The 1,961-nt window shown below is 61.6% G+C and carries 3 protein-coding genes; 2 read left to right on the top strand and 1 reads right to left on the bottom strand.

Annotated elements, in window-relative coordinates; all coding sequences use genetic code 11:
- On the top strand, window positions 1-810 hold an 810-nt coding region (locus EN925_RS33730), incomplete at its 5' end, for a tetratricopeptide repeat protein (RefSeq protein ID WP_128337265.1).
- Between the two features lie 81 nt (window positions 811-891).
- On the opposite strand, the gene EN925_RS33725 is transcribed toward EN925_RS33730, so the two are convergent.
- The gene (locus EN925_RS33725) at window positions 892-1,353 is read right to left on the bottom strand and encodes a GNAT family N-acetyltransferase (RefSeq protein WP_013532825.1); all 462 of its coding nucleotides are present in this window, start codon (window positions 1,351-1,353) and stop codon (window positions 892-894) included.
- 194 nt (window positions 1,354-1,547) lie between these two features.
- Here EN925_RS33725 and EN925_RS33720 point away from each other — a divergent pair.
- Window positions 1,548-1,961, top strand: a 414-nt coding sequence (locus tag EN925_RS33720; RefSeq protein ID WP_128337264.1) for a glycine--tRNA ligase subunit alpha, incomplete at its 3' end; no start/stop codon positions are given.

The raw sequence follows: 1,961 nt of genomic DNA, 5'->3' as shown, positions 1-1,961 counted from the left end.
CAATTGAAGGACGGCGAAGGCGCCATCGCGCTCTATCGCCGGATCCCCGCCGGTTCGCCGCTGAAGGAGCTTTCGGACCTGCAGCTCGGCCTCAACCTTGCCGATCTCGACCGTCACGAAGAAGCGATCGCTCATCTGAAGGCTTTCGTCGACGCCCATCCCAATGACATGCGCGCCTATCTGGCGCTCGGTGGCGTCTATTCCTCGAAGGAGGATTTCCGTTCGGCCGCCACACTCTACGACAAGGCTGTCGAGGCGCTGAAGACGCCGACCGCAGCCAACTGGAACATCTTCTACCAGCGCGGCATCGCCTATGAGCGCCTGAAGGAATGGCCCAAGGCCGAGCCGAACTTCCGCAAGGCGCTGGAACTGTTCCCCGACCAGCCGCAGGTGCTGAATTATCTCGGCTATTCCTGGGTCGACATGAACATGAATCTCAAGGAAGGGCTGGCGATGATTCAAAAGGCCGTCGACCTCAGGCCGAGCGACGGTTACATCGTCGATTCGCTGGGTTGGGCCTATTTCCGCCTCGGCAGGTTCGATGACGCGGTGCGCGAAATGGAACGCGCCGTGTCGCTGAAGCCGGAAGATCCGGTTCTCAACGACCACCTGGGCGATGCCTACTGGCGCGTCGGCCGCAAGCTGGAAGCCACCTTCCAGTGGAATCAGGCTCGCGACCTGAAGCCGGATCCCGATGTGCTGGCCAACTTGCAGCAGAAGCTGATGAAGGGCCTGCCGCCGATCGAATCCAACACGGCGCAGGAGACCCCGAAGGTCAAGCCGGAGCCGGTGCCCGCCCCGAAGGGATGAAGTCAGCCATTTGAATTCAACGCAAACGGGGCTCTTTTCAGGGTCCCGTTTTCGTTTGAACCGCGTATCCGGCTGGCTGCCTCAGAAGAGCTTGCGATAGACGACAAAGCCGGAGTGTTCGGCGACCTTGTCGTAAAGCTTCATTGCCGTGTGATTGGTCTCATGCGTCAGCCAGTATACCCGGCCTGAACCGGCTGCCCGGGCGCGCTCGTAGACGCCCTCGATCAGCGCCCGTCCGATGCCTTTGCCACGCGATGCCTGCGTGGTGAAAAGGTCCTGCAGATAACAATTCGGCGCGATCGCCGTTGTGCTGCGATGGAAGAGATAATGCACGAGGCCGAAAAGCCGTCCCTCGCTTTCGGCCACCAGCGCGTGGACCGGCTCATAGGCATCGAAGAAACGCGACCATGTCATCTGGGTAATCTCACCCGGCAGGGCCGTTTCGCCCGAGCGGCCATAAAATGCATTGTAGCCGTCCCACAGCGGCAGCCATTGCTCGAAATCCTGTCGCGCAACGGGGCGGATGACGATCGGGCTGGGCATGGCTGGAACCTGTTGTCGTTGCTGCACAGGCGAACAGAGCGCAGGCCCGAGAGATGGGCAATGGGCCAGCCCCTGCAAAGCTCTCAACATTGTCCATAATGTCGGCGCGACCGCATCGGCGTGCTTTGCTTGACGCTTCGCCGCCGTGTCTCTAGGACGTGCCGGCAAGCTAGCCTGTGCTGTCGAGGCCACCCGTGACAATTGAAATCCCCGCCCATATGCATCCCAGCCGCTCGTTCCAGGGGCTGATCCTGACCTTGCACAACTATTGGGCGGCCTATGGCTGCGTCATCCTGCAACCCTACGACATGGAAGTCGGCGCCGGCACTTTTCATCCGGCAACGACGCTGCGCGCGCTCGGCCCGAAACGCTGGAACGCTGCCTATGTCCAGCCCTCGCGCCGCCCCAAGGACGGGCGTTATGGCGAGAACCCGAACCGGCTGCAGCATTATTACCAGTACCAGGTGATCCTGAAGCCGAACCCGCCCAACTTGCAGGAACTCTATCTCGGCTCGCTGGCGGCGATCGGCGTCGATCCGCTGCTGCACGACATCCGCTTCGTCGAGGATGATTGGGAAAGCCCGACGCTGGGCGCCTGGGGTCTCGGC

The sequence above is a fragment of the Mesorhizobium sp. M7A.F.Ca.US.006.04.2.1 genome, assembly GCF_004022915.1.
Lineage (GTDB): Bacteria > Pseudomonadota > Alphaproteobacteria > Rhizobiales > Rhizobiaceae > Mesorhizobium > Mesorhizobium ciceri.
This window is presented reverse-complemented; position numbering and strand designations above follow the sequence as displayed.

Excerpts from the sequence above, each read along its gene's own strand:
- EN925_RS33725 (WP_013532825.1), bottom strand. The coding sequence starts at position 1,353 with ATGCCCAGCCCGATCGTCATCCGCCCCGTTGCGCGACAGGATTTCGAG.